Origin of the sequence: Glycomyces arizonensis DSM 44726 (genome assembly GCF_000482705.1) — a bacterium.
GTDB lineage: Bacteria > Actinomycetota > Actinomycetes > Mycobacteriales > Micromonosporaceae > Glycomyces > Glycomyces arizonensis.
Genome location: NZ_AXWO01000004.1, coordinates 99,637 through 125,923 on the forward strand (window position 1 = coordinate 99,637; position 26,287 = coordinate 125,923).

At 67.1% G+C, this 26,287-nt stretch carries 29 protein-coding genes and 4 pseudogenes; 12 read left to right on the forward strand and 21 right to left on the reverse strand.

Annotation, left to right across the window (positions count from 1 at the left end):
* Positions 1 to 282 precede the first annotated feature (282 nt).
* Positions 283 to 1,287 carry a hypothetical protein gene (locus H613_RS0106620; RefSeq protein ID WP_035736694.1) on the forward strand — a complete coding sequence of 335 codons (1,005 nt, stop codon included), beginning with the start codon at positions 283 to 285 and terminating at the stop codon, positions 1,285 to 1,287.
* A gap of 77 nt (positions 1,288 to 1,364) precedes the next feature.
* A complete protein-coding gene (locus tag H613_RS29870; RefSeq protein ID WP_084546416.1) occupies positions 1,365 to 1,859 on the forward strand; it encodes an HAD domain-containing protein in 495 nt (164 codons plus the stop codon).
* A gap of 338 nt (positions 1,860 to 2,197) precedes the next feature.
* On the opposite strand, the gene H613_RS30680 is transcribed toward H613_RS29870, so the two are convergent.
* Positions 2,198 to 2,371, reverse strand: coding sequence for a hypothetical protein (locus H613_RS30680; RefSeq protein ID WP_211234732.1), 174 nt, complete (start codon positions 2,369 to 2,371; stop codon positions 2,198 to 2,200).
* Entirely contained in the window at positions 2,364 to 2,765 is a 402-nt protein-coding gene (locus H613_RS0106635; protein ID WP_026923194.1) for a nuclear transport factor 2 family protein, read from the reverse strand. Before H613_RS0106635 ends, H613_RS30680 begins: the two co-directional genes overlap by 8 nt.
* 90 nt (positions 2,766 to 2,855) lie before the next feature.
* On the opposite strand from H613_RS0106635, the gene H613_RS0106640 reads away from it, so the two are divergent.
* The 4 genes from H613_RS0106640 to H613_RS32865 all read left to right on the forward strand — a co-directional run bounded on the left by H613_RS0106640 (position 2,856) and on the right by H613_RS32865 (position 5,872).
* The gene (locus H613_RS0106640) at positions 2,856 to 3,431 is read left to right on the forward strand and encodes a TetR/AcrR family transcriptional regulator (RefSeq protein WP_026923195.1); all 576 of its coding nucleotides are present in this window, start codon (positions 2,856 to 2,858) and stop codon (positions 3,429 to 3,431) included.
* 128 nt (positions 3,432 to 3,559) lie between these two features.
* Positions 3,560 to 4,369, forward strand: coding sequence for an alpha/beta fold hydrolase (locus H613_RS0106645; protein WP_026923196.1), 810 nt, complete (start codon positions 3,560 to 3,562; stop codon positions 4,367 to 4,369).
* Positions 4,370 to 4,704: 335 nt separating this feature from the next.
* The gene (locus H613_RS32860; RefSeq protein WP_439330241.1) at positions 4,705 to 5,394 is read left to right on the forward strand and encodes an IS701 family transposase; all 690 of its coding nucleotides are present in this window, start codon (positions 4,705 to 4,707) and stop codon (positions 5,392 to 5,394) included.
* Positions 5,395 to 5,413: 19 nt separating this feature from the next.
* Positions 5,414 to 5,872 carry a hypothetical protein gene (locus H613_RS32865; RefSeq protein ID WP_439330239.1) on the forward strand — a complete coding sequence of 153 codons (459 nt, stop codon included), beginning with the start codon at positions 5,414 to 5,416 and terminating at the stop codon, positions 5,870 to 5,872.
* A 467-nt stretch (positions 5,873 to 6,339) separates the two neighbouring features.
* Here H613_RS32865 and H613_RS30685 read toward each other — a convergent pair whose 3' ends face one another.
* From H613_RS30685 to H613_RS0106665, 3 genes are all read right to left on the reverse strand, one after another.
* Positions 6,340 to 6,645: a hypothetical protein gene (locus H613_RS30685; protein ID WP_156925865.1), complete on the reverse strand. Its 306-nt coding sequence runs from the start codon at positions 6,643 to 6,645 to the stop codon at positions 6,340 to 6,342.
* Between the two features lie 63 nt (positions 6,646 to 6,708).
* Positions 6,709 to 7,326, reverse strand: a complete 618-nt coding sequence (locus tag H613_RS30690) for a hypothetical protein (protein ID WP_156925866.1) — start codon at positions 7,324 to 7,326, stop codon at positions 6,709 to 6,711.
* A gap of 4 nt (positions 7,327 to 7,330) precedes the next feature.
* Entirely contained in the window at positions 7,331 to 8,581 is a 1,251-nt protein-coding gene (locus tag H613_RS0106665) for a hypothetical protein (RefSeq protein ID WP_026923198.1), read from the reverse strand.
* Positions 8,582 to 8,878: 297 nt separating this feature from the next.
* Between H613_RS0106665 and H613_RS28960 the strand changes: the two are divergent.
* Positions 8,879 to 9,645, forward strand: a pseudogene (locus H613_RS28960) (transposase family protein).
* A gap of 890 nt (positions 9,646 to 10,535) precedes the next feature.
* Here H613_RS28960 and H613_RS0106685 read toward each other — a convergent pair.
* The 5 genes and pseudogenes from H613_RS0106685 to sigJ all read right to left on the reverse strand — a co-directional run bounded on the left by H613_RS0106685 (position 10,536) and on the right by sigJ (position 16,331).
* A complete protein-coding gene (locus tag H613_RS0106685; RefSeq protein ID WP_026923199.1) occupies positions 10,536 to 12,011 on the reverse strand; it encodes a non-reducing end alpha-L-arabinofuranosidase family hydrolase in 1,476 nt (491 codons plus the stop codon).
* Between the two features lie 206 nt (positions 12,012 to 12,217).
* Entirely contained in the window at positions 12,218 to 13,318 is a 1,101-nt protein-coding gene (locus tag H613_RS0106690) for an RICIN domain-containing protein (RefSeq protein WP_026923200.1), read from the reverse strand.
* A gap of 432 nt (positions 13,319 to 13,750) precedes the next feature.
* Positions 13,751 to 14,239 carry an aromatic-ring hydroxylase C-terminal domain-containing protein gene (locus H613_RS31980; protein ID WP_245598496.1) on the reverse strand — a complete coding sequence of 163 codons (489 nt, stop codon included), beginning with the start codon at positions 14,237 to 14,239 and terminating at the stop codon, positions 13,751 to 13,753.
* 193 nt (positions 14,240 to 14,432) lie between these two features.
* A pseudogene (locus tag H613_RS32530) lies at positions 14,433 to 15,287 on the reverse strand (FAD-dependent monooxygenase); the annotation flags it as partial.
* Positions 15,288 to 15,440: 153 nt separating this feature from the next.
* Positions 15,441 to 16,331, reverse strand: coding sequence for an RNA polymerase sigma factor SigJ (gene sigJ / locus H613_RS0106705; protein ID WP_026923202.1), 891 nt, complete (start codon positions 16,329 to 16,331; stop codon positions 15,441 to 15,443).
* A gap of 157 nt (positions 16,332 to 16,488) precedes the next feature.
* On the opposite strand from sigJ, the gene H613_RS0106710 reads away from it, so the two are divergent.
* Entirely contained in the window at positions 16,489 to 16,926 is a 438-nt protein-coding gene (locus H613_RS0106710) for a YybH family protein (RefSeq protein ID WP_026923203.1), read from the forward strand.
* 282 nt (positions 16,927 to 17,208) lie between these two features.
* A complete protein-coding gene (locus H613_RS0106715; RefSeq protein ID WP_026923204.1) occupies positions 17,209 to 17,784 on the forward strand; it encodes an NADPH-dependent FMN reductase in 576 nt (191 codons plus the stop codon).
* Between the two features lie 132 nt (positions 17,785 to 17,916).
* Here H613_RS0106715 and H613_RS32535 read toward each other — a convergent pair.
* Both H613_RS32535 and H613_RS0106720 read right to left on the reverse strand, forming a co-directional pair.
* Positions 17,917 to 18,161, reverse strand: a pseudogene (locus tag H613_RS32535) (MFS transporter); the annotation flags it as partial.
* Between the two features lie 4 nt (positions 18,162 to 18,165).
* Positions 18,166 to 18,846 (reverse strand): SDR family oxidoreductase, encoded by a 681-nt coding sequence (locus H613_RS0106720; RefSeq protein WP_026923205.1) that lies wholly within the window; start codon positions 18,844 to 18,846, stop codon positions 18,166 to 18,168.
* Between the two features lie 55 nt (positions 18,847 to 18,901).
* Here H613_RS0106720 and H613_RS24870 point away from each other — a divergent pair.
* Positions 18,902 to 19,249: pseudogene (locus H613_RS24870) on the forward strand (winged helix-turn-helix transcriptional regulator); the annotation flags it as partial.
* A gap of 138 nt (positions 19,250 to 19,387) precedes the next feature.
* Here H613_RS24870 and H613_RS0106730 read toward each other — a convergent pair.
* The 6 genes from H613_RS0106730 to H613_RS0106755 all read right to left on the reverse strand — a co-directional run bounded on the left by H613_RS0106730 (position 19,388) and on the right by H613_RS0106755 (position 22,106).
* Positions 19,388 to 19,651 carry a hypothetical protein gene (locus H613_RS0106730; RefSeq protein WP_026923206.1) on the reverse strand — a complete coding sequence of 88 codons (264 nt, stop codon included), beginning with the start codon at positions 19,649 to 19,651 and terminating at the stop codon, positions 19,388 to 19,390.
* Between the two features lie 15 nt (positions 19,652 to 19,666).
* The gene (locus H613_RS0106735) at positions 19,667 to 20,272 is read right to left on the reverse strand and encodes an EndoU domain-containing protein (RefSeq protein WP_026923207.1); all 606 of its coding nucleotides are present in this window, start codon (positions 20,270 to 20,272) and stop codon (positions 19,667 to 19,669) included.
* 6 nt (positions 20,273 to 20,278) lie between these two features.
* Entirely contained in the window at positions 20,279 to 20,989 is a 711-nt protein-coding gene (locus H613_RS0106740) for a WXG100 family type VII secretion target (protein ID WP_026923208.1), read from the reverse strand.
* On the reverse strand, positions 20,990 to 21,304 hold the full coding sequence (locus H613_RS31310) for a type VII secretion target (protein ID WP_026923209.1): 315 nt from the start codon (positions 21,302 to 21,304) through the stop codon (positions 20,990 to 20,992).
* Positions 21,301 to 21,681: a YbaB/EbfC family nucleoid-associated protein gene (locus tag H613_RS31315; RefSeq protein ID WP_035736852.1), complete on the reverse strand. Its 381-nt coding sequence runs from the start codon at positions 21,679 to 21,681 to the stop codon at positions 21,301 to 21,303. The genes H613_RS31310 and H613_RS31315 overlap by 4 nt, the downstream gene beginning before the upstream one ends.
* Positions 21,682 to 21,824: 143 nt before the next feature.
* Positions 21,825 to 22,106, reverse strand: coding sequence for a hypothetical protein (locus H613_RS0106755; protein ID WP_169731963.1), 282 nt, complete (start codon positions 22,104 to 22,106; stop codon positions 21,825 to 21,827).
* A 1,051-nt stretch (positions 22,107 to 23,157) separates the two neighbouring features.
* Here H613_RS0106755 and H613_RS0106765 point away from each other — a divergent pair.
* Positions 23,158 to 23,361 carry a cold-shock protein gene (locus H613_RS0106765; protein WP_026923212.1) on the forward strand — a complete coding sequence of 68 codons (204 nt, stop codon included), beginning with the start codon at positions 23,158 to 23,160 and terminating at the stop codon, positions 23,359 to 23,361.
* A 102-nt stretch (positions 23,362 to 23,463) separates the two neighbouring features.
* Here the strand turns inward: H613_RS0106765 and H613_RS0106770 are convergent, their stop codons facing one another.
* The 3 genes from H613_RS0106770 to H613_RS24880 are packed head-to-tail and all read right to left on the reverse strand — an operon-like array spanning position 23,464 to position 25,464.
* Positions 23,464 to 24,261, reverse strand: coding sequence for an ABC transporter permease (locus tag H613_RS0106770; protein WP_051393036.1), 798 nt, complete (start codon positions 24,259 to 24,261; stop codon positions 23,464 to 23,466).
* Positions 24,258 to 25,223: an ATP-binding cassette domain-containing protein gene (locus H613_RS0106775; protein WP_084546419.1), complete on the reverse strand. Its 966-nt coding sequence runs from the start codon at positions 25,221 to 25,223 to the stop codon at positions 24,258 to 24,260. Before H613_RS0106775 ends, H613_RS0106770 begins: the two co-directional genes overlap by 4 nt.
* A gap of 1 nt (position 25,224) precedes the next feature.
* Positions 25,225 to 25,464: a hypothetical protein gene (locus H613_RS24880; protein WP_035736703.1), complete on the reverse strand. Its 240-nt coding sequence runs from the start codon at positions 25,462 to 25,464 to the stop codon at positions 25,225 to 25,227.
* Positions 25,465 to 25,542: 78 nt separating this feature from the next.
* Between H613_RS24880 and H613_RS0106785 the strand changes: the two genes are divergently transcribed.
* Positions 25,543 to 26,199, forward strand: coding sequence for a TetR/AcrR family transcriptional regulator C-terminal domain-containing protein (locus H613_RS0106785; RefSeq protein ID WP_211234736.1), 657 nt, complete (start codon positions 25,543 to 25,545; stop codon positions 26,197 to 26,199).
* Positions 26,200 to 26,287 lie beyond the last annotated feature (88 nt).

The window sequence follows — 26,287 nt, forward strand, 5'->3', positions numbered from 1 at the left end:
GGTTCGCCAGGTCGGATCGCAACGCTTTTACCAGCGGAAACGTGTTCGAATAATCCTTCAGTACCTCCACAGAACTAGACATTGGGTAGGAGAGCGGTCATCGACACGATGGCCGCTCTTCTCGTTGTTATCGTCTCAAACCACAGCCAGTCGGCAGGGATTGGTACATCCTCGATCTCTGATCCAGGCTCTAGGAGTGCGTCAAGTTTGCGCCGCTGCGGTGTCACCGGCTGGCGTTACGATCCGTGCGCCCGTGTAACTCAGAGAAGAAAGACCTGGATCATGCCTCTCACCACCCCTCCTCGCCCCTACGACATTCTCGCGCTGTTCCCGGAACTCGCTGCGTTCGCGAGGACTGCGGTGCGGCTCCATCCCCGCCATGGGAACCCAAGTATCGGAGAGAGCTCGGTCGGCGGCCCGCTGCTGTGGCCCGCTGACGAGCCATGGCCGATGTGTGCCCTAGAACATGAAGATCTGAACGACGAGCCCCTTGATTACATTCGTGCGGAACGGGAGTTCCTGCGTGAGCGCGACCGCCGCGAGGAACTCGGCGAGAAGACCTCGTACGAGGGAAACCGCGACCGGTTGCACGAGTTGCGCCTTGAAAACTCAAGCGACAACTATCCCGACTACGACGAGGACGCGCCGCAGCCGCTCATCCCGGTCGCGCAGTTGTACTACCGTGATGTGCCCGGCCTGCCCTGGGCCGACCGGTACGATCTCCTGCAGATCTTGTGGTGCCCCAGAGATCACCCTGACGCGGACACGCCCTTCAATCCGGTCTTCGAGCTCCGCTGGCGCCGCGCTGAGCAGGTCACAGCGACGTTGAGTGAGCCGCCGCGACCGGTGATTTGCGCCAGTGAGTATGTGCCGAACGTCTGCGTCGTCCATCCCGAGTCGGTGACCGAGTATCCGAACACCAGTGACTTGCCTGAGCCGCTTGCCCATCGGATCCTCGAATGGGCGGAGAAGCAGGACCTGTCGGCCGCGTACAACTGGAATGTCGCGTTCGCGCCCGGCTGGAAGGTCATGGGGCACGGCGGCATCTGGGGGATCATCGACCCGCACCCGATCGTGTGCGACTGCGGCGCTGAACAGTTGCCGCTGTTCACCGCTGCCAGTGGGGAGTTCGATGGCGGCACCAGGAGCTGGCGGCCGATCGAGGAGGCCGGAACCGGCTACCGCCACTCAGACCCGGTCGAGGTGGTCATCGGTCGCGGGTACACGCTGCAGCTGTACTACTGCCCAGAGTCGGAGCACCACCCCGGCCGCACCGAGATGTTCTAGATCAATATGCCACTCCGATGTCGGTGCTGTTTGGACCTGATGCCGAGTGGTTTCGGGGCACCTGAGATGAGCAGGTCATGACCAGGAGTGCCGAGCAGCCACTTCTCTTTCTCGACGTTGATGGGACTGTGATCCCCTTCAGCCAGAACGGAAGCGGATCAGCCGAAACCGCTAGAGACGCATACCTTGCCCGGATCGACCCTGAGTTGGGAAGGCGGTTGGCAGCGCTGCCATGCGCTCTGGTCTGGGCCACGACCTGGGAAGATGTGGCCAATACCGAAGTAGCTTCCAGGTTGGGACTAGCACCATTGCGGGTGGTGCACTGGCCGGAAGCATCAAACGAGGACGAATACGAGGACCGCTGGTTCAACCTGCACTGGAAGACTCGCACGCTGGTTGCATGGGCCGGTGGACGCCCCTTTGCCTGGGTCGACGACGAGATTTCCGATGCTGATGTTGAGTGGGTTGCCGCTCATCACCACGGCCGCGCTCTTCTCCACCCTGTTGCTGCCGCCCAGGGCATCACCCATCACGACCTCGAAGCCCTAGCTGCCTGGTTTCAGGGAGTCTGAAGCTCGCCGCCAGCTCGGTCCTCACTGATACTCCGACGCTTCAGCCGGTGGCGGTCTGGCAACGCATAGGGCTCGAGCCTCTGAGGAGATCTCGTTAGGCTGCCGAAGTGGATCGATGGGTGGAAGTGGATGATCGCGAGCTCGGGTGGTTGATCGAGGCTTGCGGGTCTGAGAAGGTGACGGGGTTCGGGCCTCCGCCTTATCCTGCAGGGCTTTGGATTCTGCATGCGATGTACGAGGTGGGGCCTGACGGGGACGAGTCGCTTCTTCGCGGTGCGGACGGCGTGGACGAGGATGACGACGAGCCGGGTTGGCCTGCCGATCCGGGATCGGGACTGTCAGAAACAATAAACTGACACTCCCCCGCGGAGCACCAGCAGCTCGCGGTAGGAGAGCGCGGCGGCCCTCACCGCCACCGCGACCTGCCCGGGGCCGGGCTCGGGGTCCTCGTGGTGCCGGATCGACAGCCCGTCGATGCCCTCGCCTGCCGCGCCCAGATGGTAGCTACGCACGTTCGTCAGGTGTGTCGAGGTTGAGCGGCACCTCTCCGGCAGTCTTGCTGTAGCCGAGCGCCTCGACGATGCGGCCCTCGCGCACGCGCATGAGGTTCACGCCGCGGACCGAGTCGGCGGGCCCGTCGCCGAAGCGGTACCGCCAGCGGATCGTCGCCCGCTCACCCGCGACCGTCACCTCCTCGGGTTCGAACCGGGTCGAGCGGTCCGCGGCGAGCGCTCGCCAGAACGCCAGGCACGCGTCGCGGCCCTCGTAGCGGGCGCCGTCCGGAGCGGGCTGGATAGCCTCCATGACACAGGCCTCGTCGACGAGCTCGGCGAGCTCGTCGGGCACATGGCGAGTGAACGCACGGTTGAATCGGTCGATGACCTCGGCAGTGGAAAGGGACGACATCAACGCACTCCAGAAAGTAGATAGAACGATCGGTCTAGAACACTATATAGACCGGTTGATCTATCGGTCAAGAGGTGTCAAGATGAAGCCATGAGCACTCCAGACGCACCCGGTCCGCGCGAGCGCCTCCTGGAGGCGGCCCAGTCGCTGACCTACAGCCACGGCATGGGCGTCGGCGTCGACGCCCTCCTCACCGCCGCAAACGTCGCCCGGCGGTCGCTTTACGAGCACTTCGGCGGCAAGGACGGCCTGCTCACCGAGGTCCTCAAGCGCGCAACTGAAGCGGACGAGTCCCGCTACGCGGCGACCATGGACGGCGCTGGCGAGGACCCGCGCGACCGCCTTCTCGCGGTGTTCGACGATTTGGAAGGCGTGATCGCCGAACCCGGCTTCCGCGGCTGCCGCTACCTCGCGGCGGATCTGGCCCTCACCGACCCGCATCATCCCGGCCATGCGGTCACCCGCGCTTACCGCGAGCGCGTCAGCGGACGCCTCGAACACGAGCTGCGCCGTCTCGAGCATCCCCGGCCCGCCCTCGCCGCCGACCAGCTGCTGCTGCTCATCGACGGCGCCCTGGCGGCCGGAGCCACACGACTCAAGACCGAGCCGGCCGCCGCCGCCCGCGAACTGGCCGAACTGGTCATCGACACCAGGAGCAGACCCTGAGGCGAACGGCCCGCAACCGGTCAGGACGGCCCCGCCGACACCGATGCCTCGAAGACCGATGGCTTTCGGCCCCGCCGCCGGTCTGCACAAGTGCGGCCGCACGGCCGCACGATCAGAAGGAGTGGCACATGCCGGAGCAAGTCGAATTCGGCGCCGAGCACTTCGGCGAACCGGAGGCGCCGCTGGTGCTGCTGGCGGGCGGGCCGACGATGCTGTCCTGGCCCGACGCGCTGTGCCGGGCGCTGGCGCGCGGCGGACGGCACGTCGTGCGCTACGACCTGCGCCACGCCGGTGAGTCGACCACAGTCGATCCCGAATCACCCGCCTACACACTGCGCGACCTCGACGACCGGTCGGCGCATCTGGCAGGCTTCGGCGTCGGAGGCATGGTCGCCCAGGTCACTGCTCTTGACCACCCACAGGCGTTCGCGGCCCTTACCCTCGCGGGGACCCGCCCGGTCGCACCGGGCCCGATCAATCCCGACCTGCCCGACCACGACCCCGACGCGATGCGGCAGCGGTTCGAGCTGCCCAAACCCGACTGGTCCGACCGCGCCGCCGTGGCCCAGTTCGCCGCTGCCGGCGCCGAGATCATGGGCGACAACCCTGAAGCGGCGCATGCCCGAGCCGAACGGGTCTTCGACCGCGCGCCGAGCACACGGCCGGCGATCCAGATGTCCAACCATCTGGGCCTGGCTTTCGCCGCACTCGACTGTCGGCCGCGCTGGCGCGAGCGCCTGCCCGGACTGGCGGTACCGACCCTGGTGGTGCACGGCCGCCGCAACCGGTTCTTCCCGGTCGGCAACGGGGAGGCGCTTGCGCGCAAGATTCCCGGCGCCCGATTGCTCGTGCTCGAATCGGCCGCGACCGCCCTTCCTGACATGGCCGCCGACGAGGTCGCCGCGGCCATGCTCGCGCTGCCGATAATGCAGGAATAACGCGGAGGACTCGCTTCAGCAGCCGTCCGAAGTATTCTGGTCGGACGTGGTGCGCACTTCCCAGCCGGTGAGTCCGGCTTACCGGGCATGTCCAGCCGGAGGCCCTAATACTCCAGTGAGAGTTCGGGGTGTGAGCTGCGGGGATGCCGGTGCGGGGCGCGGGACGGCCGTCGTAATCATTGTTGTTGTAAGGCAACTAAAGAACACGACGGTCGCTGATGTGAGTGTAGCCGTCGATCGTTGGAAATCGGGCCTGGAAGAGCTGCTGGCGCGCTGCGCTCCGGCGTTCCGGCGGATCGAGTCCAGAGGGCAACGCGAAGCGGCTGGCCGTGGCGATGATGGCGCACCTGGAGCGGCGCAACTGCTGGACCCTGGCCGAGGCCACCGGCCAGGCCGGACCCTGGCGGTTCCAGCACCTGCTCTCCCGCGCGAGCTGGGATGACGACCAGGTCCGAAGCGAGATCCGCTCGTGGGTATCGGAGCACCTGAACGCCGGATCGAGGCTGCGGGTGTTCGCCGTCGACGAGACCGGCGATGTCAAGAAGGGCGTATCGACAGTCGGCGTCCAGCGGCAGTACTCGGGCACGGCCGGGCGGATCGAGAACTGCCAGTTGGCCGTCCATCTCGCCCTCGCCACCGGCGCCGGGCATGCGGCAGTCGATGTCCGCCTCTACCTGCCCCGGTCCTGGACCGACGATCCGGCGCGGTGTGAGACGGCCGGGGTGCCCGAACGAGTCCGCTTCCGCACCAAGCCTGAACTGGCCGGCGACATGATCGAGGCCGCCCTCGATGCCGGCGTCGTGGCAGACTTCGCCGTCGGCGACGAGGCCTACGGCATCAACCCCGACCTGCGACAGCGGCTCGAAGCACGCCGCCTGCCCTATGTCCTGGCCGTCTCAGCCACGACCCCCGGTCCAGCTCGGGAGGGGCAAGACCACCGCAGAGAAGGCTGTCGCCCACACGCCCGATATCGCTTGGCAAACCCGCTCGGCCGGGAACGGCGCCAAGGGCCTGCGTCTGTATGAGTGGGCCTGGATCGACCTCGTGCCCGAGCGCAGCGGGCATGCCGGACTCCTGGCCCGCCGCAACCGACACACCAGCGAACTCGCCTACTACCTGACCTGGACCCCCGAGCCGGCCCCGCTCCAGACCCTGGTCACCGCCGCTGGGATGCGCTGGAGGATCGAAGAGACCTTCCAAAGCGCGAAGGAGCTGGCCGCGCTCGACGAGCACCAGGTCCGTACCTGGACCTCCTGGCACCGGTGGATCACTCTGGCGATGCTCGCCTACGCCTTCCTCGCCATCACCCGCACCCACGAGACCGGCCCGGACGAGCCCGAGATGATCCCGTTGACCTGCAACGAGATACGTCACATCCTGGTCAGTGCCATCGCGCCCGACCTTGGCTGGAGACACCGGCTCCGCTGGTCGATCTGGCGACGCCGCCACCAAGCAACCGCCAAACGACTCCACTACCAGCGACAACTCACCCACACCGCATGAAACCCGAAACTGTCGTTGGAATGCTAAACTGAATCGATCGTGAACGTTGCGTCACCCGATGTCGTTCACGAGGAGATCCACAATGGCAATCGCCGTCACAACCGTTGTTGCTACATTGATCGGTGCTAGTTCAGTTCTACTAGGGCTCTTCTGGGGCTTGCGTCTTCGCAAGCGCTAGCGAACTTTCACTGAAAGAAGCAGCCTTACCCGCTCCGCACCCGATGCGCGGAGCGGGTTCGTATCCCATTCGACTCTTCGCGGACCCGCAAGTCGACGGTCGCCCCACACCCAGCCAGGCATACTCGCAGCTCACGAACAAATCTCTGACTGCAGTACTAATGCTCAATTGCCGCCTCGATGATTGATTCGGGGGGCCAGTCATCGACCGTCATGTGGAGTGCGGCAACGAGGGAGTCGAAATCTGAATGTGGTGCCACTCATCGTCGTGAGCGCCCGCCGCCGATCGTCTAGGTGCGGGTCGTGTACTTCTTCGCTCCGGCCTCTCGCGGGACGGTCTTCACGCTCGAAAGCCCGATCGCGTACCGCGTGGCGAGTTCCTTCTGCAAGGCCCCGGCGAGGTAGTCTGCGATGAGTCGTTGCCGGTCCTTCGTGGCCAGCCGTTTGCGGAGCGGACGGGGTTCGATCCGAACAGAAGATGTGCGACCTGGACTGCGTTCCTGGCCCTTCGCGTCGGGTTTTGCATGGTTCGCCAGGTCGGATTGCAAGGCGTTGACCAGCGTAAACGTGTTCGGATAAGCGTTCAGTACCTCCACCACTGATTTGGTGCTCGTCCTCGTTCGGGTGCCCCGCCCGGATGTCTTGTTCAGGGCCCTTGATCATCGAGTGGTGATCGTGTCGGCTCGGAGATCAACGCCTGAGCCGTCGGGGAATCGGTACCTGTTGTAGATCGCTTCCCGGGTTTTGAATCGTCGCGGGAAGGAACGTACGATCCCCTCCTGACGTGTGAGGTGCGGGGCTGTGACCTCCAGGTGGACGACGTGGCTGGCAGGTTCGATGGGCAGATGGTCGTATCCGGTGCGCGCTACCGCCTCGGAGCGATCGGTCTCGTCCAGTGTGGGGGGGAACGCGATGTAGCGGAGGCGGGTGTCGGTGATCACCCACATTCCCGGAATGTTCTCGTGTTCAGGGTCGTCGGCATGGACGACCGCCGTGCAGTCCGGCTTAGAACCGAAGATTACGACTCTAGGAGGCGTCGAGCCTCTGCCGCCCCACGCGCCGCCGCCGGTGCGACCGAATAGGGCGGCTAGGATCGTCACCATGGCGACGGTGCCGTGACGGTGCCCGTTCTGAGCCCGGCCGCGTACCTCATAATAGGGCTTCCAGCCTGGTACGACCCCTATCGGCGTCTCGTCAAGAGCGAGTCCATGATCGCGAACCCATGCTGGTCCGTCGCTTGCCGGTGAAAATCGTCGATACTGCCGCCGGTGTGCCATCGGGTCATCCTTCCAGTTCGAGCTGGAGGTTTTCAAATGCGGCCTGGGTCTCCTGGTCGGCGCTCTCCCATTCGGCACCGACGGCTTTGAGCTTCGCCGCGTTGCCTTCCAAGGCGGCGGTGATGTCGGCGAGAACTTCTAGGATGCCTTCGCAGTTGTCCTGATAGGCGCTCTCCATGCCGAGTAGGCCGGGCAAACCCCAGGTCATCTCGGTGACCGTGAGGTCCTGAGCGGCGTCCTCGATCCCTGATGAGCGGCCGGCATGAACGTTCAAGCCTGCCTCGATCTGTTCGAACTCAGTGAGGTCGATGTAGACTTGGCCAGCTGATCCACCGGGTGTCGTGGCCGTGGCGCCACCGGTCCCGCCGGCGGCGGTGGTGATCGCGCCAATGCTGTTGACGCCCGCGGCGAGTCCGCCAGCGATGCCTGCCTTGACCAAGACTGCCTTCCACAGCGCGTATTGCGGATTGCCCCGATAGGATGATTTGGCGATCTTCTTGAACAAAAACCTGCCAATTTTGCCGAAGATGCCGAAGGCCTTCTCGAACTTCTTCATGGCCTTGACGAACATCATTGATCCCTTGATCGAGGCCCGCACCAGGAACCCGGCCACCGAGCTGCCGAATGTGACACCCGCAAGGGCGAGGGCGACTAGGCCGTTGGTGACCAGGAAGGAAACCAGCTCGGTGATGATGGCTTTGATCACCGCGTAGAGTGTCTCGGCCAGGGTCTTGGCCCAGGAAAGGAAGGTCTCGATCCCAGCGGCCTCGTTCGAGGCGGCCAAGATGATCGCCTCAAGCGCATAGAGCTGTTCCAGCGCGGCGTCGGTCCCCTGCCAGTTAGGGAGGTCGTTGCTGACCGTGGATCCGACCTCTTCGCCGAGCGATGCCAGGGCAGTGCTGATCTGGCTCCAGCGCTCCTGCGAACGGGCCATCTCGTCTGGATCGCCGGAGACGAACTCAAGGACGTCGTTGAGCGGCTCAACTAGTTCGAGCACGATCGTCAATCCCGCGTTGACCAGTGTCCCGATGGGGTCGCCGAGTGCGAAGAATGATTCCACACCGAGCGCGGCGATATCGGCCGGGATCGCCGCTGCGGCCGCGCCGTCCCCTTCGCTCACAGCGGCCTTGATATCCTCGACCAGCTTGTAGCCGGACTTCTCGACCGGAAGCGTGGAGGCGAGGCTTTCATTGGCTGAGGGAATCTCGGGCTTGTCGTACTGGGTGATGTCGGAACCGGAGTACTCGTCAGACATAGCGGAGGACCTTCTGGAAAGCGGGGCGCTCATGCCTACGCCGCGAGACAGGTGTAGCCGAGCACTGGAAGCAGGGTGTCAAAGATTGGTTCCTGGCTGATTGTAATGGAAGCCTTCCCAGTCATGGGTTCCACGATCCAGAAGCTCCCAACAATGAACCTGTTGCAACATGGTTTGGTTCAGTTGCGCCCCAACATGTTTGTCCACATCAGCGTGCATCCCAATAGAAGGCGAGCGAAGAGCTCCTGGTAGAACGGCGATTGCTTACACCGACCGTGTTCTCCACCAGGAGCTCTTGTGCTTTTCTACCTTGCCGCGCTATCCCTGTCCACCTCGACCCTGAACCGCGTGGCATCCTTCATCCGCGCCCACCGCTGGACCATCGGCTCCAGATGGTGAGCCCTCGACCCCGGCCAGCAAGCCCTGCTCGCACTCGCCTACCTGCGCAAAGGCGAACGCTTCGCCGACCTCGCGGCCGGCTTCGGCATCCCGGCCGCCACCGCTTGGCGGCGCATCCGCGAAATCATCGCCCTGCTCGTCGCCCTCGCGCCCCCTCTCCGCGACACCCTGCGACACGCAACGGCGCAGTGTTCGTCATCCTCGACGGCACCCTGGTCCGCGTCGACCGCAACGCCATCGACCGGCACTTCTATTCGGGAAAGCATAAATGCCATGGGATGAACCTCCAGGCCATCGCTGATGCGCGCGGGAACCTGCTGTGAGTCTCGGGTGCGATTCGCGGCTCGATCCACGACACCGCCGCCGCCAGGATCTGGCTCATCCCGCGCCTGCTGGCTGAGCACGGCCTGTTCGCCTTGGGCGACAAAGGCTCCGACGGTCGCGACCACGACCTGGTGGCAACACCGATCAAGGGCCGGGACAAACCCGAGTGGCAGAAGGAGTACAACCGCCTCCACGCCTGGCTCCGCGGGCCCGGCGAGCGCATGTTCGCGCAGCTCAAGCAATGGGCGGTCTTCGGTCAGGTCCGCTGCGATCCGAGCCAGGTCACCCAACTCGCCAAAGCCGTCCAAGCCCTCATCAACCTCGAACACCGATCACGATGAAACAGGTTCACTGAAGCAGGAGACTGGTACCTTCTCGATCTCTCCATGCTCAACCTCTGATCTGCGCTCAAGTGCGCGAACCTTTATTCGGAGCAGCCGCCCGGATCAAGCGCTTGACGCTCGAGAGGCTGATGTCGTAGCGGTCGGCAAGGATGCGTTGGCGGGTTCCAGCTTGGTAAGCGGTCACGATGGCGGTTCTGGTCTCCTCGGAAAGACGGCGGTTCAGCGCCCAAACGGTGTCGTTTCGGGTTGTGGGCTTGGGGCCAGGATTCCGGTTTGGTCTGGATGATAGACCGGGAGCTATCCGGTGTGCTGGTTGAGCTGGGGTGATGGGTTCAAGTAAGCCGCCGCAAGATCCACTGAATCGGACATTGAGTTCATGAGCGGTCATCAGATTGACGACCGCTCATTGCTGTTCCAAGAGTGATTGCGGGTGAGAAGCCCTCTGGGCAATCCTCAGCCGACATCGCACTGGCGGTGGTCCTCAAGGGCTGCCCGAAGATTGGTCGGCCCCTGCGGCATCGAGGTCAGCCCACTGGCGGTTAATGGCCGAGGATTTGGTGTGCCAGCTCCCCGACGCGGCTGCGCGGGTCGAGGACGGTGACGGTGTCGGCGAACGGCAGGAGCTGGCGCACGTCCGCCAATTCGTGGCTGCGACGACGGTCCGCACCGGCGGGCTGTGCTTGGCGGTCGACGGCGCCCCAGCATCGGTCGAGGCACTCTACGAGTCCTGGAAGGCCATACGAGTAGCGGCGGAACCGACCGACGAGGGCTTCGACCGTTCCTTCGTGGTCGCCGATCCCGACGGCAGTCTGATCCGGGCGGGCTCGGTCTCGCGCCGAGCCCGCCCGCTGCCTCAGGAACACCCGAGCCGGACCTGCGTCGTGCCGCTAGCGCTGCAAGGTCAGCAGACCCGGCCGGTAGGGCAGGAGGCCGTAGTCCATGCCGTCAGAGCTGGGGTCGCGTCCCTGGTAGAGGAACTGCAGGTTGCAGGGGTCGATGGTCTTGGTCTGGTCGGGGTTGGTGCGCACCAGGTCGCCGTGGCTGATGTCGTTGGTCCACGTGGCACCGCTGTTGGCCTTGCCCGCGAAGGGGTTGCCCTCGGTGTCGGCCTGCGGCGTCCACGTGCCGTTCAGGCTGGTGGCCGTGAACGAGCGGAAGTAGCGGCCCCGGCTGCCCATGGCCTCGACGATCATGAGGTACTGGTTCTGGCCCTGGACCTTGTAGACCTCCACCGCCTCGAACAGTTTCGCCTGCGTGTCGCTCATGACGAGCTGGTAGTCCGTGCCGAAGCTGCTCGGGAAGTCCCCGAGGGGCATGCTGGACCGGTAGATCTGGCCCCCGTCGTTGGCGAAGAACAGGTACATGTTCTGGTCATCGGCGATGAGGGTCTGGTCGATGGGGTTGTTCACGGGAAGCTGCCCGTTGAAGAGCTCCTGGTGCGAGCCCCAGCTGTTGGGGTCGGCGGGGTTGGTCGACGTGCGGTAGGAGAACTTGTACGGCCAGCCCCACTGGTAGGCGATCACCCAGACGTTCTTCGGGGCGAAGTAGATCAGCGTCGGGGCCACCGGGTTGAAGCTCGTCACCATGTTCTGGCCGGCCGAGGCCATGTCGGACCAGTTGGTGAACGGGCTGAAGACCACCGAGTTCCAGGCGTCTCCGGCGTCGTGCGTCGTCCCGTAGACGAGGTACTGGCCGTTGTGTCGGACGGCGGTGAAGTCCTTGAGCGAGACCTGCCCGTTCCGCGGTTGCGCGAGCGGGCCGGTCGATGTCCAGTGGTACGTCGACGGAAGAGCACAGTCGCCGCTGTCGTCGCCGCCGCCGACGAGGGCGAGCTGCCATTGCTGGTTGGCGCCGCCCCAGTCGCTGTACTGCACGACGTTGGCGCCGTCGTCGGTCGCCGCGTTCTGGACCTCGACCGCCTTGCTGCTGTTGCGGTTGATCAGGCGCACGTGGCCGCTGTCGGAGTCGGCCAGCCGGAACTGCTGGTTGGCGCCGCCGTGGTCGGTCCACTGGTGGATGTTGGCACCGTCGGCGGTCGACCAGCCGGAAACGTCGAGCACCTTGCCCGAGTGCCGCGCCCTGATCCGGTAGTAGCCGCCGCCGGAGTCCACGAACTGGAACTGCTGGTTGTAGGCGTTCGTGCGGGTCCACTGGTGGATGTTGGCACCGTCGGCGGTTGACACACCGCTGACGTCCAGGACCTTGCCGCTGTTGCGGTTCACCAGCACATACCAGGCGGAGGTGTCGACCGTGGCGGCTGCGGCCGGGCCGGCGAACGGGTTGAGTACGGTCGCGGCGGCGGCCCCGGCGAGCACGCCGGCTCCGCCGATGAGCATCCGCCTGCGGCTCTTGGGAGTTTCCATCCAGGCCATGGTGGCCTCCTTAGTTGAGGTTGGTCGGGTCATGGAGATGCGAGTTCATTGCTACGGGTGGGACCGGGTGGTCGCGGACTGGCGCGTGCCGCCGCGGGCATGGTTCGCTAGGTCGGATCGCAACGCGTTGAGAGGCCGTATCGACGATCACGGGGACCTCTGCAACGTCGCCGTCCGTGTCGTGGGTAAGGCCGTAGTCACCGTCTGGTCCATTGCTGGTTGGCCTGTCCGCCGCCGCAGGTCCAGAGCTTGACCTTCGTGCCGTTACTGGTGCCCCAGCCCGAGGCGTCCAGGCAGAGGCCGGACTGCACCCCGGTGATGGTGCCGTTGGCGTTGAGGTTCCACTGTTGGTTGGCTTGCCCGTTGCAGTCCCAGATCACCACCGCAGTGCCGTTGCTGGTGCCCTGACCGTAGGCGTCCAGGCACTTGCCGCCGTACACCATCAACTGCTTGCCGGCGGTGTAGGTCCACTGCTGGTTGGCGCCGCCCCAGCAGTCCCACAGCTGCACGTCGGTACCGTTGGCGGTGCCGAGCCCGGTGACCTCGAGGCAGCGACCGGACTGGGCACCTACGATCTCGGTGTTGTCCGCTGTGCCGATGCTGCCGGGCACCGACCGCAATGCGGAGTACCAGACGGCGGCCATCATGTCGTATCCGGCGGCGGTCGGGTGGACACCGTCGTCCAGGTCGGCGGAGCTCAGGGCGCTGTGCATGTCAACCAGGTGCACGTTCTTGCCGGCGCTTACCTTGCTCTGCACGATGCCGGGGATCGCCGCGTTGAAGCTGTTCACCGCCGCGTCCCCCTCGCTCCACCCGAGCGGAGTGATCTGCGCGACGAAGACCTCGGCGTTCGGCGCCGTCGTGGTGATGCGGTCGATCAGTGCGGACAACCGGTTCGGGGCGCCGGCGACGTCGTAGTTCTGCAGGATGTCGTTGGTGCCGATGTGCAGCAGCACGGTCTTTGGCTGGTAGGTGTTCAGCCAGCCGACGACGTTCGCGTGGATCTGGTCGATACGCCAGCCGGGGTGGCCTTCGTGATCGTGGTCGCCGAGGTTTCCCGGCCCGTTGAACTGCGACCCGACGAAGTCCGCGGTGTACCCGCCGCTGGCGAGGCGCTGCCACAGGCCGATCCGGTATCCGCCCGGCGTGGCTGTGCCCTCCGTGATGGAGTCGCCCAGCGGCATGACCCGAACCCCGCCGTTCGACTCCGCGCTGGCGGTACCGATCGGCGTCGTCACCATGCCCACCATGAGACCGAGCGCCACGATCCACCCGAGCCACCTTGCTCTCGTTCGCATCTCTCGTTCCTTGAATTCGTAGGATTTTTTCTGTTTCAAGTGGTCACAAATGTGGAAGTTATCGCTCACATATCGGAATCTGGCTTCGACACATCCGATGATTTATCCGGAAACTCAACTATAGAGATACATCTATGTATAGTCAACGGCTCAACCGAGGTTTGTTGGTACACCTAGTGTTATGACGACCCGACGATCGTCGCCATCGCCCTCCTGGCTTCGTCGGACAGGCGGCGGTTCAACACCCGGGCGGTGAGGGTGTCGAGGGGGCTGGTGCGGGGTCGGGATTCGCGACGGGGCGGGTGGGCAGGTCCGGGAGTCGGATTGCGTCGGTGTTGAGCTGGGGTGATGGGTTCAAGCAGGCTATCGCGAACTCTACCAAAGCAGACATTGAGTACATTATGGATCTCCATGTTGGAGGTCCCTGTTTTACTATCCTGTGGGGTCTCTCATGTGCGGCAGGACGCGTCCGGCCCTGAACGCGACGCCAGGATCTTCGCGGCGCACCGGTGCGCCGCGGTCCGAGCCACCACTTCCTGTTCGAGGCAGGACAGCTGCTCGTAGTCCAGGCCAGTGCATTGCGAATGCCTGCCGGTCACTGCAATCAGACGGGCCGAGCCATGTCGTAAGAGCGGTTCGGAGCATGTCCGGGTCCGGCGCCGCTCCGGTGCTGGCGAGCCAGGCGACGTGCCCGTCGGGGCGGATGAGCACGGCGTCTGCGCCGAGGCCGCTGTGCGCGGTGGATCGGGCGCGGATGAGGTCGGCCCGGCCGTGCCAGCCGGTGGCGACGGCGTCGAGCGCTCGCAGGCCGATGAGATCCAGGAGTGCGGCGCGGCCCTGGTGGAGCAGTTCGTAGACGCGGCCGTCGTCGAGGTCGAGGTCGGGCATGCGCCTGCCGAGGAGGTCGTCGGCCCCGTCCATGGGGTATCTGATGTCGGTCGCGGTGATCTCTCCCGCCAGACCGCCGCACCGCGTCCATCCCGATGAGATCGGCCATCGTCTCGCGCAGGGCGGAGGTGTGCTCATCGACGCGCCAGAGCGCGGTCTGGGCGCGGGTGTTCTGGAGGACGCGGGCGGCTACCGGGTGGCGTTCGGCGTGGTAGGTGTCGAGCAGCGCCTCGGGGGCCCGGCCGTTGACGACTGCGGCGAGTTTCCAGCCCAGGTTGACCACGTCCTGCACGCCGGTGCTCAGGCCCTGGCCGCCTGCCGGGAAGTGGAGGTGTGCGGCGTCGCCGGCGAGGAGGACTCGGCCGTCCCGGTAGCGGTCGGCCTGGCGGGCTGCGTCACCGTGGCGCGAGAGCCGGCGCGGGGAGTGCATGCCGAAGTCCGTTCCGACGATCTTGCGGAGGGTGGCGCTGAGGGCTTCGAGGGTCACCGGTTCGTCCCGGTCGGCGACGTGGTCGAACTCGTTGGTGATGACGCGGTGCCAGTCGGGGCCGAACGGGAGTACGGAGAAGTTGCCGTGCTCGCGGCGTTCTTGGAAGATGTCGTGATCGGGCGGGTCGGTGAGGTGGACGTCGCCGAGCATGGCGGTCATGGTTGCCGGGGTGCCGGGGAAGGCGATGCCGGTGAGGCGGCGCACAGTGCTGCGGCCGCCGTCGCAGCCGACGAGGTACTGCGCGCGCAGGCGCGATCCGTCAGCGAGTTCGACGGTGACGCCGGTCGGGTCCTGTTCGAGCCCTTGGAGTTCGGTACCAAGTCGGATCACCGTTCCGGTCTCGGCCGCGTGCTCGGCGAGCAGATTCTCCACTTCGGACTGCATGATGACGAGCAGGTACGGGTGGCGCGTCGGAGCATCGGCGAAGTTGAGCGGGAGCGCGGCGTAGTGCGCGCCCGGTCTCGGGCGGCCCTTCGCGAGGAAGCGGTCGAGCAATCCGCGCTGGTCGAGGATTTCGAGCGTGCGGATATGCAGGCCGCCCGCGCGCGATTCGGCGGTGCGTGGCTCGGCCTCGCGTTCGAGGACCTGCACGTCGACTCCGGCGAGTCGTAGCCCGCTGGCGGCAGGCCGGTCCGCTCATGGGTGAAGCGCCACTTGCCCTGTTCGCACTCGAGGGTGATCAGTCGGCCGTGGATCCGCCGCAAGTCGAAGGGCGATGATCTCGCCGACATCGGGCGCTCGTTGTCAGGAGGCGCTCCAGCTGCGGAGCTTCTCGGGGTTGCGGACCGCCCAGATGTGCTTGATGCTTTCGCCGCTGAACTCGAAGGCGTAGACCGAGACGACGGCGCCGTCCTGGCGGGCGACGAGGCCGGGGCAGCCGTTGACGGTGGATTCGTGGAAGGTCGTGAGGTCGCCGACGTGCTCGGCGATCTCGATCCAGAAGCGGGCGACCGCTTCGGCGCCTTCGAGGCTGCGGGGGAAGGTGACGGCGCGTCCGCCGCCGTCGCCGATCGCGACGGCCCCGGTGTCGAGGAGGCCGATGAGGGCGCCGATGTCCTTGGCCTCCCACGCCTGCTTGAAGTCCCGGACGATTCCGGCCTCCCGGGACGAGGGGGCCGCGGGTGCCCCGGACGCGTCGATGCGGCGCCGGGCGGAGTACGCGAGCTGGCGGCAGGCGGCGGGGGTTCGGCCGACGATCGCGGCGATCTCGTTGAAGGAGTAGCGGAAGACGTCGTGCAGGACGAACGCGACGCGCTCGGCGGGGGTCATCGACTCCAGCACCACGAGGAAGGCCATGCTGACCGACTCGTCGAGTGTTACCTGGTCGGCCGGGTCGCCGCCGAGCGCGGGACCGGGCAGCGGTTCGGGGATCCACTCGCCCACATAGCTTTCGCGCCGGGACCGGGCCGAGCGAAGCTGGTCCAGGCAGATCCGGCCCGCGACGGTGGTCAGCCATGCGGCGGGGGTCTCGACGGCGTCCTGCTGCTCCCGGGACATGGCGTACCAGCGGGCGTACGTCTCCTGGACGGCGTCCTCGGCCTCGGTCAGGGAGCCCAGCAGCCGGTAGGCGAGGTTGATGAGGTGCCGCCGCTCACTCATGACCGCGCTCAGTCTCTGCTCGTCCGTGCTGTTCATGCCCATCTCCCAAATCCTGCATCACCGGTTCGGTGTCCGCCAGTACGACGAGACCGACCGCACGAATGTCAGGTGCGGCACCCGCCTGACGTTCCGGCGGCCCGTCTCGTCAAAGAGGTGCAAGGAACATCCGGACCGAACGGAAGGACGGGCACCCATGCCTGCATCAGACGAAACCGAGACCGCCATCCGCGAGCGCCTCGGCCGCATCGTCGAAGCCCTCGAGGCGAAGAGCCTCGACGAGCTGAAGGACTGCTACACCGAGGACGTCGTCTCCTTCGACATCGAACCGCCACTCCAGCACGTCGGCGCAGACGCGAAACTCCGGAACTGGGCGAACGCCTTCGCGTCCTTTCGTGAACTGCGCTACGAGCTCCGGAACCTCGCCGTCACCGCGGACGGCGACGTGGCGTTCGCGCACGGCTTCGGCCGCCTGAGCGGGACGCTCGCCAACGGGACCGCGACCGAGGGCATGTGGGTCCGGGTCACGTACTGCCTCAAGCGGACCGGCGGCGAATGGCGCATCGCCCACGACCAGGTCTCGGTGCCGTTCGACCTCGCGACCGGCCGCGGTGTCGCCGACCTCGAACCCTGACGGCCGGCGCTGCACCGTTTCGAGACGCGAACGGCCCCAGAGCGAGACGGAACGCCCGGGCGCGGAAGCGCCCGGGCGTTCCTCAACACGCTTGCGGATACGGCCTGCCCTATGACTCCGATCGGCCCAGGCCCGGCCCGCTCGCCCGCTCGCCGCGTTGTCGACCGCCCGGATACAACACCAGAGTCCGCTGACCGGGTCCGTGCCCGGCCGCGACTGATCACCGCCGTCGAACCCCAAGCACCGCAACCCGAAGTACCACGACTTGCAGAAGGACATGACATGACCAGGATCGGCATCATCATCGGCAGCACCCGCCCCGTCCGCAACGGCGAGCAGGTCGCCGCGTGGGTCCACGACCTCGCGTCGCAGCGCACCGACGCCGAGTTCGAGCTCATCGACCTGCGCGGCCAGCGGCTCCCGCTCCTGGACGAGCCGAAGCCGGCGATGTGGGGCGACTACCGCCACGAGCACACGAAGGCGTGGTCGGCGCGGATCGCCGAATTCGACGGATTCGTGGTCGTCACCCCCGAGTACAACGGCACCGCGCCCGGCGCGCTCATCAACGCCTTCGACTACCTGTTCGCCGAGTGGGCCGACAAGCCGATCGGCCTCGTCTCCTACGGCGTGCTCGGCGGCGCCCGGGCGGCCGAGCAGCTCCGGCTGATGTGCGGCACCCTCCAGATGGCCGTCATGGGCCCGCAGGTCCTGCTCTCGTTCGCCACCGACTTTGAGGACCAGACGGCCTTCCGGCCCACTGAACGCAGCGTCGCCGCACTGACGGCCCTGCTGGACAAGACCGTCACCTGGAGCATCATGCTCGCCAAGCTGCGCGAGACGGCCCTCGCCGCCGCCTGACCGCACCGGAAGCAGACGGGGCACTGTCCAAAAGGAACGTGCCCCAGCATGCACCAGGTACGTCCGGCCAGTTCGACCTCCGACCGCGCTGCTCATCCAGGGCGGTTCAACATCGGTCAAATCCAGGTTGAACAGGCCCGTCGGTACTACCGTGCTACGCGCGTCCCGGTCCAGCCATCGGCCCACTGCGGGCATGCACACCAGGCCCACGACGATGCCGGTGGCCGGCGCGGGCAGCTTGAGCACGGTCATCCCGTAGAACGGCAGAAGGGGCCGCAGCGGGCCGGTGCCGAGCGGGTCCACGGCCAGGGCGACGGCGTAGCGGGGCCTCCGGAGGCACGAACGAGGGCACGGGGATGGATGCCGTTGGCGGCCATGGGATCAGCGGTGCCGGGCACCGCCGTCGACATGGACCGTCTCACCCGTCACCCCTCCCGCGCCCAAGAGCCACAGGGCGGTGTCGGCGACGTCCTCGAGCGCCCCGACTCTGCCTGCGAGGGAGGCCGCGGCGGCACCGTCGTACAAGGCGCGGCGGCGATCGTCCGGAAGCCGGTCCCAGGCGCCGGAGTCGGTGATGCCGGGCGCGATGGCGTTGACGCGCAGTGGCGCGAGCTCGACGGCCAGGTGGGTGACCAGCGCGGCCAGGGCGGCGTTCGCGGTGCCTTTGACGACGGTGCCGGGCTTGGGCTTCCAGCCCACGATGCCGGAGAAGAACAGGAACGATCCGCCGGCGGGCATCCGCGGGGCGAAGTGCTTGGCCAGCAGCAGCGGGCCGACGACCTTGGCGGCGAACGCGGCCTGGATCTTGTCGTGCTCCAAATCGGGCACCGGCACGTCGTGGTGGGCCGACGCGGTGGAGACGACGTGGTCGAAGCCGCCGAGCGAGGCCGCGGCCCGCGCGATGGTCGTCTCGTCGGTGACGTCGATCCGGACTTCGGGGCCGGACCGTGCGGCGACGACGACGTCGGCGCCGGACTGCCCGGTGCGCCGAGCGAGGTCGGCGCCGATACCGCGGGCGCCGCCGACGATCAGGATTCGTTTGCCTGCCAAATTCTCGTTCATGGCCAACACGGTATACATTTGATACCGGTATACGCAACGCTACCGGAGGACTCATATGGGCAAGGCGTACAACGTCATGGCGGCCACGTGCCCGAGCCGCACCGTGCTGCACCGCATCGGGGCGCGTTGGACGGTGTTCGTCGTCAACGCCCTGGAGGACGAGCCGATGCGGTTCACCGAGCTCAAAGCGCACATCCGCGGGATCACCCCCAAGGCCCTCACCGAGACGCTGCGCGCCATGGAGGCCGACGGCCTGCTCGCCCGCACCGACCTGGGAGGCAACCCGCCGCACGTCGAGTACGCCCTGACCGAGCTCGGCCGCTCGCTGCTGGTGCCGCTGCGCGCGGTACGGCAGTGGGCCGAGGCGCACGTCCCGGACATCCTCGCCGCCCGCGAACGAGCCCGCATCGAGGCGACCCGGGGTGACGAGCGCGGCGCGAGTCCCGATCGATCCCTGCCAGATCGCGAGCATCCTGTCGGACGCCGTGGAGCTTGAAACGGCTGCCGCCTCTTCCCGCTGCCTGTCGCGGGCGGGCTCGTGTCAGTCGACGGTGAGCCTGTCTGCGAGGCCCGCCGGGGTGTCCGGGGGGAGGGGCGCACTCTCCAGGAGCCAGCGAAGGGTCGGGACGTCCTGGGCATCGACGGGGACGCCGCGACGGACCAAGGCGCTGACGAAGTCGGCGGCGGCGAGTGACAGCTCGCCCACGACCACCTTCGTGCGCAGCGAGTCGACCTCGCTCGCCGGGAGCGAATCCGCGTACTTGCGCACCTGCTCCACCAGCGTGGCCTTGTAACCGTTCTGCACTGTGCTCCTCGATTCCTAGAACAAGAGTCCGGTGTCGTTGACGACGACGCCGTTGCTGACGTTGTCGCCGGTCGGCAGCGGGTAGCCGGTCCAAACGGTGCCGTCCCTATTGAGGACGACTTCGATCTCGACGCCGTTGTGGACGCCGCGGGCGGTGTAGCCGCCGTTCTCGCGCGGCGTCATCGACGTGGGGTTGCGGGCCACGTTCTCGATGCCGGTGATGATGTCGTTGTCGCCCCAGGAGTCCGGGAACTCGGTGCCGCCGCCCGAACCGGGGGAGTGCCCGCCGCTGATGAGGTCGCCGCCCGCGCCGTATTCACCGTAGAGGATGTGGTTGCGGCGCTGGGCGGTGTCGCCGAGGTTCGGCATGTCCTGCAGCTGGTCGGGGCTCCAGCCGCTGGTGCCCGGTTGGTTCGGCGTGCCGGGGGTGCTGCTCGACGAGCCGCCGGCCTCGCCTTGCTCGAACTCGTCCCATGCGGCCTTGGCGGCGGAGGACAGGCCGTTGACCGGCGGTTTCACCCGCGGCGGACCCGGTCTGGGGCCGGGTCTCGGGCCGGGCTTGGGAGTGTTGAGCGCCAGGGCGATCACTGCGACGACGAGGAGCTTGGCAAAGGCGCGCATGGTGGCCTAACTGTCGAGGAGCTGCTGGAGGGCCTGGAGGCTCGTGACGAGGGCGATGATGACCCCGATCACCGTGCCGACGACCTGCGCGATCATGCCCGCGGCCTGGACCGCCACGACCGGGATGCCGACGCCGGTGGCGCACAGGCCCAGCCAGACCGGCAGTCGGACGAGCAGCGACGCCACGAGCTGCGCGATGAGGTCGCGCACGAGCTCGCGGGTGACGGTCACCAGGGTCCCGGCGCCGGTGGTGGCGGCGCTCATCCCCGCGCACAGCTGCGCCAGCCCGGCGGTGCCGTCGGCGTTGTGGACCATGTTGGCCTTGTAGGCGTCGGCGGCGTCGTCGTTCCAGCCGGTGATGTCCGAGTCGACGAAGGCGGTCAGCTCGTCCTTGACGGCCATGAGCTCCTCGGCCATGTTGGTCCACGTCTGGGCGTGGGCGGTGAGGATGTCGGCGTCGCCGGTGATGTCGTCGAGGAGTTCGCGCAGCGGCTCGATGAGCTCGATGAGCCAGGACACGCCGGTGGCGGTGATCTCGCCGATCGGGTCGAGGAAGCCGACCGCGCTGATCGCGGTCGAGAGGCCCGCGAGCGAGCCGTCGACCCAGGACTCGGACTTGATCGCGGACACGATGTCGGCGATGTCCTCGCCGATCCCGGCGCCCTTCCAGAAGTGGTGCGAGTCCTGGACGTCCGCGACGAGGTGGTTGTCGCCCATCTACATCTCCCCGTTGAGCTTGTCGAGGTCGCCCGCCCCGGCGGCGTCGGAGTCCTCGTAGACGTCGGCGCAGACCCTGAGCGCTTCGGCGTTGCTGCCGAGGCTCTGCATGCCCTGGTCGAACAGCGGCTCGACCATCTGGTGCTTCTCCTCGAGGATCCCGGCCATCCACTCGCAGAGCGGACCGAAGGCGTCAGGTGCGGCGGTGATCTGGGCGGCAGCGGATTTGACGGTCTCGATGCGCTGGACGAGGCCGTCGATGTGCGTGGCGTGGGTGCGCAATTCTTCGGGATCGACCTCGATGCCGCCGCTCACGGCTGCCCGCCGAGGCGCGACTGGAGGTCCCGGGCCACGGCCCGTCCGGTCTCGGAGTCGGCGCCGACGGTTTCGGCGATGATCTGCTGGGTCTGACCGGCGATATTCCGCTTGGCCCCGGCCAGCGCCTCCATGAGCGCGCGGGAGACCGCTTCGGGGGCGGTGCGTTGGACGCGCGCGGTGAAGTCGGCTTTGAGCAGGACGCCATTGGAGTCGACGGCGACGGTGACGAGGGCGTTCGCGTCGCTCGCGGTCGCGGTCAGTGTCCCCATCCGGGAGGCCATCTCCTGCGTCGCGGCCACGGTCCGCTGGAAGGCGGCCTGGCGTTCCTGAAGTCGGGCCACGGCGTCGTCGCCGCTCAGCATCCGTCGGTCCATAGTCGGTCACTCCTCGCGGCGCCGACCTTCCGTATGACGGCGCCCATTCAGCAGCGAGGTTATCTCACATGCTCAACTGCCCCCCGCGTCGCAGACATGTCGTGTTCGACCGGTCCATGCCGCCCTACGACCGAACCTGCTGTTCAAGGGCGATGCGGATCAGTTGCGGCGCGTCGTGCGAGGTCGCTGGGGATCTCGATGGTCTCGGGCCGGTAGGAGGGTCCTGCGTGGGGTGCGGCGACGGAGTGGACCTCAGTCGGGTTGCCAGGTGCGAGGCGGTCGGCCTCGGTGATGAACCGGTCCTGCGACGCCGGGGGGATCAGCCGGTCCTCGGTGAAGCGCACGTAGGTCCGGGGTATGCGGCCCCACCGCTGCGCTTCGACGCGGGGACGGTGGCCGGTTCGCGCTGCCGCACGCGGCGGCACAGGAGGACGCCTTCGGCGACTTGGACGGGCAGTTCGAATACGCATTGGCACGCCATCTCGACGGCTTCACCGTCCTCCTCGGCGATGCTCCAGGAGCGGGGCAACCGCTTCCTCTCCTGGGTCCCGACGATCGGCGAGGTCCGGATACCAGGGCGGACGAGACCCTTCTGGTCGAGGTTCGCAACTACGTCGACGCCGCCGAGCAGGCGTTCGGGGAGGATCGAAGACGGTCATTCCTCTACAAGATTGGACGTATGTGTCATGAGCGGCCACCGTGTCAGTGGTCGTTCTTCTGTCGCCTATTGAGGCCTTTCGGGCTCAGCATGGGCGGTGAGGCGGTCGCGAAGGTTCGGGCAGTCCTCGACACCGGGTGTTTCCTCGGCTGGTTTCCTCACCGCCGCAAGCGAATACGCCCCGGATGCGGAGCCGCGCCGAGTGATTCGCTCTTCAGCGAGACCGCTGCCGGCCTCCGGATCGCTCACCTCGCAAGCTCGCCCTCATCAGAGGGCCCGCGCCGCTTTGCCTTCAAGAACGACGCGTGGCCTCCCGGGGGTGTAGACTCATCGGAGGTCGCGGTACTTTCGCGGCCGCATCTCAATTTCGATCGCCATATGCGGTCAGTGTGTTGGCACCACACCATCGCTCGAATCCTTCGAGCGTTCTCGACGTCGCCGTTCACGTGACGGAGCGACGTTTCCACTCTCAACGAATCAGGCCATCATCTTCTCAGTTTCACCACATGCCGTCCCGCAGGGTCACCTTCTTTGGAGACGAGCGGCAGAGGGCCTCTACGCTGCGACACTCGACGGCGAATTCGCCGGGTTCGTATCGGTCACCGGAGACGACCACACGCTCCACGGCCCCCACGCGCAGGTCCTCGGCGTCTACCCGTCGTACCACGAGGCACGCGTCGTCCTCGATCTCGAGTTGGCCGTATCGCACGAGTTGCCCGCGGCCTGCCCGAACGCATCATGATCTTCCGCGTCGACGGTGTCGACGCGGCCCGAGGATCGCCTTGGCGGTCCACGAAACGACAGGAGCACAAAACACCATGGCCACAGGCACTGTGAAATGGTTCAACGCCGACAAGGGCTTCGGCTTCATCGCGCCCGACGACGGATCCGCGGACGTGTTCGCGCATTTCTCCGCGATCGAGGGCACGGGTCGTCGTGACCTGGACGAAGCCCAGCAAGTCGAGTTCGACGTCGAACGCGGTCAGAAGGGCCTCCAGGCCACGAACATCCGGCCGCTCTGATCGAGCCGCGACGGTCGAGGCGGCGATCGATTTCGCCGCCTCGGCCGTCGGCCGAAACAGTCGAATTCCCACGGTCCGGGGTGGACCGGCGCGGTGCGCGGCCTAGCGTCGGGTGCGTCGTCGGAACAGCAGCGCGGACGCGGTGAACGCGATGGCGGTGATGCCGACGAGTTCGGCGAGGGCGAGCCGGAGGTGGTCGCCGAGCGGCGTTCCCGCGAGCAGGGCCCGGACGCAGTCGGTGGCCTGGCTGAGGGGCTGGTTCGCGGCGACCACTCGCAGCCAGGCGGGCATGGTGTCGGTGGGGACGAGCGCGTCGCTGAGGAAGACGGGGACGATGATGACCGCCGAGACCTGCTGGACGGCTTCGAGGCTGGTGCCGAGCAGGCCGATCACGGCGGCGATCCAGGAGAGCGTGAAGGTCACCAGGAGCACGATGCCGATCGCCGCGGCCCACGCCCCGACCCCCGCCGGGCTCCGGAAGCCCATGCACAGGCCGACCGCGATCGTGACGGCCAGTCCGATCAGACTGCGGGGAAGGTCGGCGACGACGTGTCCGGTGATCACCGCGGACTTGGCCATCGGGAGGGTGCGGAAGCGGTCCACGACCCCCTGAAGGAGGTCGGAGGCGACGCTGGTGGCCGTGGTGACGGCGGCGAACCCGGCCATCACGATGAAGACGCCCGGGATCAGGAAATCGAGGTAGTTCTCCGTCGTGCCGGCCTGGATCGCCCCGCCGAGGAAGAAGTACATCAGGACGAGGGTGAGCACGGGCTGCAGCGTGACGGTCACGAGCTGGTCCGGCTCGGCCGCGAGGTGCCGCAGACTGCGCCCGGCCATCTCGTAGTGGTCGCTGACGGCCCACCACCGCGATGATCTGGGGTGCTGCGCGGGCGGGGTCATGCCGCGTCCTCCTTGCGGGTCTCAGCGCCGGCGGGGCGTTCGTGGCCGGTGACGTGGAAGTAGACGTCATCGAGGGTCGGCGTGCGCACGCGGTAGTCCTCCAGCGGGATTCCCGACGCGTCGACGGCGTCCAGGAGGCGCCGGAGATCGGCGAGGGCATCGCCGATGGAGACGTGCAGTGCCCGATCGCCCGTCGTGGCCTCGAATCCGGAAAGGCGCCCGGCCAGGGTCGGCACGAGCGCCGCGGAGGCGGGGGTCAGGTCGACCCGGCGGCCGCCGATCCGCGACTTCAACTCGCCCGGTGTGCCGCGGGCGATCACCCGTCCGCCGTCGATGAAGGTCACGTCGTGGGCGAGCGCGTCGGCCTCGTCGAGGTACTGGGTGGTCAGCAGCACGGTCGTGCCCTGCCCGAGGAGTCCGCCGATGATCTCCCAGAGCGCCAGGCGGCTCGCCGGATCGAGCCCGGTCGTCGGCTCGTCCAGGAACAGGATCGACGGACGGCCGATCAGGCTGACCGCGAGGTCGAGTTTGCGGCGCATGCCGCCCGAGTAGCGCTTGACGGGCTTGCCGGCGGCACCGGTGAGGTCGAACAGTTCGAGCAGCTCGGCGGAGCGCTGCCGTGCCACCGTCCGCGGCAGCCGGTGCAGGCGGGCGAACATCGCCAGATTCGCCTGCCCGGTCAGCTTCTGGTCGACCGCCGCGGACTGGTTCGCCACGCCGATCACCGCCCGCACCGCCTCCGGGCGGGCCAGCGCGTCGACTCCTCCGATGCTGACGCTGCCCGAGTCGGGGCGCAGCAGTGTGGACAGAATGCGAACCACGGTCGTCTTGCCCGCACCGTTCGGACCCAGCAGTGCCATGACCGAACCCGCCTCGACGTCGAGGCTCACGCCGAACAGTCCGGCCGTCTCGGTGTAGGCCTTCGTCAGATCGCGCACCGCGATCGCCGCGGACTCGACCATGTCAGTCGCTCGTGCGCGAGAACAGTGCGGCGATCCGGCGCTGCCAACCTGCCAGCATCCGCGGCGGGCGATCGTGTGCCGGGGCCGAGCCCTGATGCGAGCCGGTGCCGCGATCCCGCAAGGGACGGTTCTGGAGCGATCGGCCGTGATGGCCCTCCGGGTGGTCCTGATGCCGCGGAAGCCCGGGCATGCGATGCGTCGCCTCGTGCAGCGCCTTCACCACGGCGTGATCTTTCGACATGACTGCCGCCTCTCGTTGTGGCACGGCCGCTGAGCCGCGCCTCTCTCTACCACTGATAGAGACTCTACCACTGATAAGGTGAGAGGCAAGAGGCGCGACGAACAGGGGCGGACGATGGCGTTGGACCGGCAGCAGGTGGTGGCAGAGGCGGTCGCCCTGCTCGATGCCGAGGGACTCGACGGCGTGACGACCCGCAAGCTCGCCACCCGCCTCGGCGTGCGGTCGCCCACGCTCTACTGGCATGTGCCGAACAAGGCCGCCCTGGTCACCGCCATCGCCGACGCGATCCTCGCCGACCTCGTGGGGCGGATGTCGCCGCCGACACCCGATGAGCCCTGGCAGGACTGGTTGACCGGCCTCGCCCGCGAGCTCCGCCGCGCGCTGGTGGCCCACCCGGACGGCGCGCGCGTCATCTCCGCCGCGCAACTGTCCGCCGCGATGAACGCCGTCTCCGAACTCGCCATGAGCTCCCTCGTCGCCAAGGGCCTCCCACTTCCCCGCGCACGGGTCGTCACCCTTGCCGTGGAGCGCTTCACCGTCGGCTATGTGCTCGAAGAGCAGGCGCCGCGCCCCGACGAGACCGCGCTGAAAAACTGGGACCTCGCCGAGTTCACCGCCGCGCACCCCACCCTCATCGCCGGGATCACCGACTACTTCCAAGACGGCCGCACGCCCGACGACCTCTTCGACGATTGCCTCCGCGTCGTCATCGCGGGCGCCGCGGCCGCGGCCTGACGGAGCGCTGCGGCCTCGGCTGCGGTGCGGGGCGGCATCGCCAGTTGGTCGGGACGGCGTCAGTCAGGCCGCCGCGTTCTTGTCGGTG